Origin of the sequence: Kineococcus gypseus (assembly GCF_050871305.1) — a bacterium.
In the GTDB taxonomy this organism is placed as follows: domain Bacteria; phylum Actinomycetota; class Actinomycetes; order Actinomycetales; family Kineococcaceae; genus Kineococcus; species Kineococcus gypseus.
Map to the genome: position 1 here is coordinate 59,066 of NZ_JBJLRD010000023.1, position 7,992 is coordinate 67,057.

Below are 7,992 nucleotides of genomic sequence, written 5' to 3' on the forward strand. Positions count from 1 at the left end.
CCGTCCGGCACCGGCGACGGCTCAGCCGGTGTTGCGCATCCCGGCGGCGATGCCGTTGATCGTCAGCAGCAGCGCCCGGCGCAGCGCCGGGTCCACGCCCTCGCCGGCGGCGCGGGCGCGCGCCAGCAGGCTGACCTGCAGCGCGTGCAGCGGCGCGAGGTAGGCGTCGCGCAGCTCCAGCGTGCGCCGCAGCACCGGCGCGCCCTCCAGCAGCGACTCCTGCCCGGTCACCCACAGCACCTGCTCCAGGGTGCGGGCGTGCTCCTCGCGGATGACGTCGAAGGCGCCGCGCTGCCCGGCGGGCACCAGCTCCTCGACGTAGTGCGCCGCGATGCCCAGGTCCGTCTTGGCCAGCGTCATCTGCACGTTGGAGACGAAGCTGCGGAAGAAGTGCCAGCTGGCGTACATCTCGCGCAGCTCCTCGCCGCGCCCGTCCGCGCGCGCCGCCGCCAGCCCCGAGCCCACGCCGAACCAGCCGGGCACGTTGATGCGGCTCTGCGTCCAGCCGAACACCCACGGGATGGCCCGCAGGTCCTCCAGGCCGCCGGTGCCGCCGGGGCGGCGCGAGGGGCGTGAGCCGATGTTGAGGTTGCCCAGCTCCTCCACCGGGGTGGCCGCCAGGAAGAAGGGCACCAGGCCCGGGTCGCGCACTAGCGAGCGGTAGGCGCGCTGACCGGCCGCGGCCAGCACGTCCATGGTGCCGTCCCAGGCGTCGAGGACGTCGTCGCCCAGGCGCGAGCTGCGGTGCAGCGTGGACGCCTCCAGCGCGGCGGCCAGCGCCACCTCCAGGTTGTGCCGGGCCAGGCGCGGCTGCACGTACTTGTCGGAGATCACCTCGCCCTGCTCGGTGACCTTGATGGGCCCGTCCAGGGTGCCGTACGGCTGCGCCAGGATCGCCTCCCCGGTGGGGCCGCCGCCGCGCCCCACCGAGCCGCCGCGGCCGTGGAAGAGGCGCAGCACCACGCCGTGCCGGCGCGCCACGTCGCGCAGCGCCCGCTGCGCGCGGTGGATCTGCCAGCGCGAGGCGGCGATGCCGGCGTCCTTGGAGGAGTCCGAGTAGCCGAGCATGATCTCCTGCACGTCGCCGCGGGCGGCGACCACGCGGCGGTAGGAGGGGTCCGAGAGCAGCCCCTCCAGCAGCTCCTCGGCCGCCTCCAGCTCGGTGACCGTCTCGAACAGCGGCACGAAGCCGATGCGCGCGACGTCGCCGGGCCCGGCGCCGTCGCCGCGCCCGCCGTCGGCCAGGTCCACCAGGCCCACCTCGCGGGCCAGGACCACCACGGCCAGCAGGTCGTCCACGCCCTGCGTCATGGAGACGATGTAGCTCTCCACCGCGTCGTCGCCGTAGCGGTCCAGGCTGGCGCGGATCGTGGCGAACAGGTGCATGACCTGCGCCGGCGTGCCCGTCAGCGAGCGCACCGCGGCGCCGATGAGCGGGCGGTGCCCGGCCAGCTCCCGGCTCAGCAGCCGCCGGCGCGAGTCGCGGTCCAGCGAGGCGTACGGCTGCACCAGCTCGCCCAGGCGGTCGTAGACGGCCGCCAGCGCGGCGTGGTGGCGCTCGGCGTGCTCGCGCACGTCCAGCGTGGCCAGGCCGAAGCCGACGGCGTGCGCGGTGCGCAGCAGGCGCGCCACCGACCCCTCGGCCACCAGGTCGCCGTCGTTGGCGCGCAGGGAGTCCTGCAGCAGGCGCAGCTCGGCCGCGAACTCCTCGGGCCCGGAGTAGTCCAGGCCCGGCACGTGCTCGCCGCCCGAGCGCAGCCGCGCGCGGGTGCCCTCCAGCCGGGCCAGCGCGTAGGAGAGCTTGAAGCGGTACGGCTCCTCGCCGTTGAGGCGCTCGCGGTCGGCGCGCACCTCCGGCAGCAGGTGCGCGTCGCGCTCGAGGGAGGCGGCCAGCTCCGCGGAGACGCCCACGACCTGCGTGGAGGCCGCCAGCTCGGTGCGCAGCTCGCGCACCGCGGCCGAGAGCACGTCCAGGGCGGCCTCGTGCATGAGGCCGAGCACCTCCAGCGTCACCTCGGGGGTGACGTTGGGGTTGCCGTCGCGGTCGCCGCCGACCCAGCTGCCGAAGCGCAGCGGGCGCGCGCCCGCGGGCAGGTCCAGCCCCGCGTGCGCCAGGCCGACCTCGAGGTCCTCCAGCAGGTCCGGCAGGACGTCGGCGGACAGGGTGCGCAGGTAGTGCAGCGCCGAGCGGGCCTCGTCGGCCGGGCGGGGCCGCTCCACGCGCAGCTCGTCGGTCTGCCACAGCAGGTCCACCAGCTCGGCCAGGCGGCGCCGACCGCGCTCGGCGTCCACGGCGCGCTGCTGCGGGTCCTCGCTGGCCTCGACGATGGCCGTGATGCGCAGCAGCAGGTCCAGCACCGAGCGGCGGCTGGACTCGGTGGGGTGGGCGGTGAAGACCGGGCGCAGCTGCAGGCGCCCGAGCACCTCGCGCACCTCGCGCGGGTCGGCGTCGCCGGCGGTGACGGCCTCGTGCAGGCGCTGCACGGCCGCGCTCAGCCCGCCGGCGGGCTGGCGCGAGAGCTCCAGGCCGCGGTGCACCTGCTCGGAGGCGTTGGCCAGCTGGAAGTACGCGGTGAACGCGCGCGCCAGCACGATCGCGGTGCGGTCGTCCACGCCGGAGAGCAGCTCCGCCAGCTTCGCGCCGTCGTCGGGCTCGCGCGCCAGGGCCCGCACCTGCTCGACCAGGTCGAGCAGGTCGGCGCCCTCGTGGCGGGTCAGGGACTCGCCGAGCAGCTCGCCGAGCCGGCGCACGGAGGCGCGCAGCGCCGCGTGGCCCTCGTCGGAGGAGACGCCGTCGACGGCCAGGGGACCGTGGGTGGGGGTTTCGGTGCGCGTGCTCATGACTGCTGGCCTTCGCCTCCCTGCCGGTGCCGGGTCGACGCTGACTCCGTCACGCTGCTGCTGCCGTGGACCGCCGGCCCGCCGTACCGGCCGGCGGGCCGCACCGGCCCGGACGGGTCGGTGCGCGCAGTCTTGCGCGTCCGGTGCCCCGGCGGGAAGCCGGGGCGGTGACGGGCGCGCCCGGCAGGGGGCGCCGGCCCCCCGGCGCCGGCCCCCGGCGCCCGGCGCCGGTGCGGCGCCGGTCCTCAGGAACCGGCGGCGGCGGCCTTCAGCTTCGAGCCGGCGGTCAGCTTCGCGCCGAAGGAGGCGGCGATCTCCAGCGTCTCGCCGGTGCGCGGGTTGCGGCCGGTGCGGGCGGCGCGCTCGACGCGCTCGACCGTCATCAGGCCGGGCAGCTTGACCGCGTCGCCCCGGCCGACGGCCTCGAGCAGCACGTCGCCGAAGGCGCTGAGCACCGAGTCCGCGTCGGCCTGCGAGACGCCGCTGCGCTCGGCGACGGCGGTGATCAGTTCGGAGCGGTTCACGGGTTCTCCCGGGGTGGTGGGGGACAGGTCGGCACGCGACGTTACCCGCCGTCACGCCGGGCGCCCCGCAGGGGCGGTCGCGCGGCGCGCCGGGAGGGGCCCGGGAGGGGCCCGGGCAAGGGTCCGGGCTCAGGCGTGCTCGTCCGCGGCGGGCCGGTCGGCGGGGGGCGCGGCCGCGGCGCTGCACGGCGCGCACACGCCGAAGACCTCCACGACGTGCTCGACCTGGGTGAAGCCGTGCTCGGCGCCGGTGCGCCGCGCCCAGGCCTCCACCTGCGGGCCCTCGACCTCCACCGTGCGCCCGCACGAGCGGCACACGAGGTGGTGGTGGTGCCCGGTGCTGCAGCGGCGGTAGACGGCCTCGCCGTCGTCGGTGCGCAGCACGTCCACGTCGCCGTCCTCGGCCAGGGCCTGCAGCGCCCGGTAGACGGTGGCCAGGCCCACGCTGTCGCCGCGGGCGCGCAGGCGCGCGTGCAGCTCCTGCGCGGAGAGGAAGGCCTGGGCCTCGTCGAGCAGGGCGGAGACCGCCGAGCGCTGACGGGTGGACCGGCGGGCCGGGGTGCTCACGGCTGCTCCTCTCGCCGCGCCGGGCGCCCCCTGCGCCCGCGTACCGCGAGCTGCGACTGTACGTCACCGCCCGCCCGCGCGGCGGTCGCGTCCGCTCAGCGCGTAGCCTCGTCAGCGCCCCGCCACCGGGCGGGGCGCCGCGCCGCACGGTGGCGCGGCCCGGTCCGCCGACACCCAGCCGGATGGAGATCTCGCGTGGCCCAGCCCAGCTCCGCCTCCCGACTCGACGCCGTCACCAACCTCGCCAAGCGCCGCGGGTTCGTCTTCCCCAGCGGGGAGATCTACGGCGGGACGCGCTCCGCCTGGGACTACGGTCCGCTCGGCGTGGAGCTGAAGGAGAACATCAAGCGCCAGTGGTGGCGCACGATGGTCTCCTCGCGCGACGACGTCGTCGGCCTGGACTCCTCGGTGATCCTGCCGCGGCGCGTGTGGGAGGCCTCCGGGCACGTGGCCGTCTTCACCGACCCGCTGGTGGAGTCGCTCGTCACGCACAAGCGCTACCGCGCCGACCACCTGCTCGAGGCGTACGAGGCCAAGCACGGGCACCCGCCGGTCAACGGCCTGGCGGACGTGGTCGACCCCGACACCGGCGTGCGCGGGCAGTGGACCGAGCCGCGCGAATTCTCCGGCCTGATGAAGACGTACCTGGGGCCGGTGGTCGACGAGGAGGGCCTGCACTACCTGCGGCCCGAGACCGCGCAGGGCATCTTCGTCAACTTCGCCAACGTCATGGGCTCGGCGCGCAAGAAGCCGCCGTTCGGCATCGGCCAGATCGGCAAGAGCTTCCGCAACGAGATCACCCCGGGCAACTTCATCTTCCGCACCCGCGAGTTCGAGCAGATGGAGATGGAGTTCTTCGTCGAGCCCGGCACCGACGAGACCTGGCACCAGTACTGGCTCGACGAGCGCATGTCCTGGTACGTGGGACTGGGCATCGACCCGGGCAACCTGCGCTTCTTCGAGCACCCGCAGGAGAAGCTGTCGCACTACTCCAAGCGCACCGTGGACATCGAGTACCGCTTCGGCTTCACGGGCTCGGAGTGGGGCGAGCTGGAGGGCATCGCCAACCGCACCGACTACGACCTGTCGACGCACTCGCGCGAGTCCGGCGTGGACCTGTCCTACTTCGACCAGGCCAAGGGCGAGCGCTGGACCCCGTACGTCATCGAGCCCGCGGCCGGCCTGACCCGCTCGCTCATGGCGTTCCTGGTCGACGCCTACTCCGAGGACGAGGCGCCCAACACCAAGGGCGGGGTCGACAAGCGCACCGTGCTGCGCCTGGACCACCGCCTGGCGCCGGTGAAGGCGGCCGTCTTCCCCCTCTCGCGCAACGAGCAGCTCTCGCCGAAGGCGCGCGACCTGGCCACCGAGCTGCGCACGCACTGGAACGTGGAGTTCGACGACGCGGGCGCGATCGGGCGGCGCTACCGCCGCCACGACGAGGTCGGCACGCCGTACTGCATCACCGTGGACTTCGACACCCTCGAGGACCAGGCCGTGACCATCCGCGAGCGCGACACGATGGCGCAGGAGCGGGTGGGCCTGGGCCAGGTCGCCGGCTGGCTGGGCAGCCGCCTGCTGGGGGCCTGAGGACCGGGCCCGGGCACCGCCGCGCCCGCGCGAGCGCGGCGGTGCCCGGTGACGGGGGGTTCCGGAAGCCTTGCGGAAAGGTGCTCAGGCGCCCTACGTTCTGCTGCGGCCCCGACACCCAGGGTCTTCTCAGCTACGAGGAGGTAGCTCGTGCAGCTCTCCGAGCCCCGTCCCACCCGTTCGCGCCGGGCGCGCCGCCTGACCGCCACCGCGCTGGCCGCCACCGCGGTCGCCGCTCTCGCCACCGGCCCGGCGCAGGCGAAGAACCCCACCCCCGAGGTGGTCACCAGCACCCAGAGCGGCGGGAAGTCCGTCAGCTTCACCTTCGACGACGGCCCCAACGGCGACGACCCCTACGACGCGCAGGACGCGAACGAGACGGCCGCGCTGCTGGACGTGCTGCGCGAGAACCGCGTCAAGGCCACGTTCTGCCTCTGGGGCGACCACGTGCAGCAGTACCCGGACCTGGTGCGCCGCATCGCGGCCGAGGGCCACACCCTGTGCAACCACACCATGCACCACGACTTCATGGGCGCGAAGGACCCTGAGGCCATCCGCGCGGAGCTGCGCGAGACCAGCGCCCTGATCCGCTCGATCGTGCCGAACGCGAAGATCCCCTTCTTCCGCGCCCCCTACGGCGACTGGGGCGCCGACGGGCGCGTGGCGCGCGTGGCCGCCGAGGAGGGCATGCAGCCGCTGGGCTGGCGCTTCGTCATCTCCGACTGGGAGCCGGCCACCGCCGAGCAGCTCGCCCAGCGGGTGCGCGACCAGCTCACCCCCGGTGCCGTGGCGCTCATGCACGACGGCGGCGGCGACCGCACGCCTACCGTCGACGCGGTGGCCACGCTCATCCCGGAGCTGAAGGCCGCCGGCTGGCACTTCTCCCAGCCGGAGATCCGCGTCACCACCGCCGAGACCGGGCGCTGAGGGGGTGCGGACCGTGGCCACCACCCGCACCCGGCGCCTGCGCGCCGTCGCCCTGCTGACCGGTGCCCTCGTCCTGGGCGCCGGCTCCGCCACCACCGCCTCGCCCGACCCCTCGGTCGCCGCCCGCGCCGCGCACGGGCGCGGCACGGGCGCGGAGTGGGTGGGCACCTGGGCCAACGTGCCCACCGCCGTGCCCGCGAGCGGTGTCGCCGTCCTGCAGGACCAGACCGTCCGGCAGGTGCTGCACGCCAGCATCGGCGGGCGCAGGCTGCAGCTGCGCTTCACCAACGAGTTCGGCGAGACCCCGCTCGTGATCGGCGAGGCGCACGTGGGCCTGCGCGCGCCGGGCGGCTCGGGCACCGACGTCCAGCCGGGCACCGACCGCAGGATCACCTTCGGCGGCAGCACCTCCACGACCGTCCCGGCCGGCTCACCGCTGCTGAGCGACCCGGTTCAGCTCGACCTGCCCGACGGCGGCGACCTCGTGGTGAGCATCCACCTGCCCGAGGCCACCCCGGTGACCACCGTGCACGCGTTCCCCTACCAGGACAACGTCGTCGCCGCCGGCAACGTCACCGCTGCGCCCAGCGTCACGCCCACCGCGACGGTGGGGCAGTGGTACTTCCTCTCCGGCGTCAGCGTGATGGTGCCCGAGCGCGAGCGGGCCGCGGCGATCGTCGCGCTGGGCGACTCCATCACCGACGGCGCGGAGACCACCCGCGGGGCCAACCGGCGCTGGCCGGACCTGCTGGCCGAGCGCCTGCGCCAGGAGCGGCGCCTGCCCGAGCGCGGGGTGCTCAACAAGGGCGTCAGCGGCAACCGCCTGCTGCACGACCCCAACCCGCCGGCCGGTTCGCCCGCCGAGGGCTACGCGGCCTTCTTCGGCGAGAGCGCGCTGCGCCGCTTCGACCGCGACGTGGCCGCCCAGCCGGGCGCGGAGTACCTGGTGGTCCTGCTCGGCGTCAACGACCTCGGCCACCCCGGCACCTCGGCGCCGGAGTCCGAGACCGTCACCGCCCAGCAGATCATCGACGCGCACCGCCAGCTCATCGCCCGGGCCCACCAGCTGGGCATCAAGGCGATCGGCGGCACCATCCTGCCGTTCAAGGACGACACGCTGGGCTTCTACAGCGAGGAGAACGAGGCGGCGCGCCAGCAGGTCAACCGCTGGATCCGCACCAGCGGCGAGTACGACGCCGTCGTCGACTTCGACGCGGCGGTGCGCGACCCGCGCGACCCGCAGCGGCTGGACGCGCGCTACGACTCCGGCGACCACCTGCACCCCAACGACGCCGGGATGCGGGCGATGGCCGAGGCCGTGCCGCTGCGGCTCTTCCGCTGAGGCCCCCGCGCTGAGCGGGACCTCCCCGCCGGCCGGCTCGCGCGGCGCCCGACCCTCCCCGGGCGCCGCGGGGGCCGCCGGCGCGCCGGGGGGGGGGGGGGGGGGGGGGGGGGGGGGGGGGGGGGGGGGGGGGGGCCCCCGCCGCGCCCCCGGGCGCCGCCCCGAGCCGGCGGGCGGGTGCGCTCGGGCAACACTCCGCCC

The 7,992-nt window shown here is 75.6% G+C and carries 6 protein-coding genes; 3 read left to right on the plus strand and 3 right to left on the minus strand.

Annotated elements, in window-relative coordinates:
* Positions 1-21: 21 nt before the first annotated feature.
* The 3 genes from ppc to ACRYMN_RS10885 form a co-directional block, all read right to left on the minus strand.
* Positions 22-2,841, minus strand: coding sequence for a phosphoenolpyruvate carboxylase (gene ppc, locus ACRYMN_RS10875; protein ID WP_432494857.1), 2,820 nt, complete (start codon positions 2,839-2,841; stop codon positions 22-24).
* A gap of 245 nt (positions 2,842-3,086) precedes the next feature.
* Positions 3,087-3,365, minus strand: coding sequence for an HU family DNA-binding protein (locus ACRYMN_RS10880; protein WP_432494859.1), 279 nt, complete (start codon positions 3,363-3,365; stop codon positions 3,087-3,089).
* 129 nt (positions 3,366-3,494) lie between these two features.
* Positions 3,495-3,932, minus strand: a complete 438-nt coding sequence (locus tag ACRYMN_RS10885; protein ID WP_432494861.1) for a Fur family transcriptional regulator — start codon at positions 3,930-3,932, stop codon at positions 3,495-3,497.
* A 195-nt stretch (positions 3,933-4,127) separates the two neighbouring features.
* Between ACRYMN_RS10885 and ACRYMN_RS10890 the strand changes: the two genes are divergently transcribed.
* From ACRYMN_RS10890 to ACRYMN_RS10900, 3 genes are all read left to right on the plus strand, one after another.
* Positions 4,128-5,522 carry a glycine--tRNA ligase gene (locus tag ACRYMN_RS10890; protein ID WP_432494863.1) on the plus strand — a complete coding sequence of 465 codons (1,395 nt, stop codon included), beginning with the start codon at positions 4,128-4,130 and terminating at the stop codon, positions 5,520-5,522.
* 150 nt (positions 5,523-5,672) lie between these two features.
* Positions 5,673-6,449, plus strand: a complete 777-nt coding sequence (locus ACRYMN_RS10895; RefSeq protein WP_432494865.1) for a polysaccharide deacetylase family protein — start codon at positions 5,673-5,675, stop codon at positions 6,447-6,449.
* 13 nt (positions 6,450-6,462) lie between these two features.
* Positions 6,463-7,791, plus strand: coding sequence for an SGNH/GDSL hydrolase family protein (locus ACRYMN_RS10900; protein WP_432494867.1), 1,329 nt, complete (start codon positions 6,463-6,465; stop codon positions 7,789-7,791).
* The last annotated feature ends 201 nt before the right edge of the window (positions 7,792-7,992 follow it).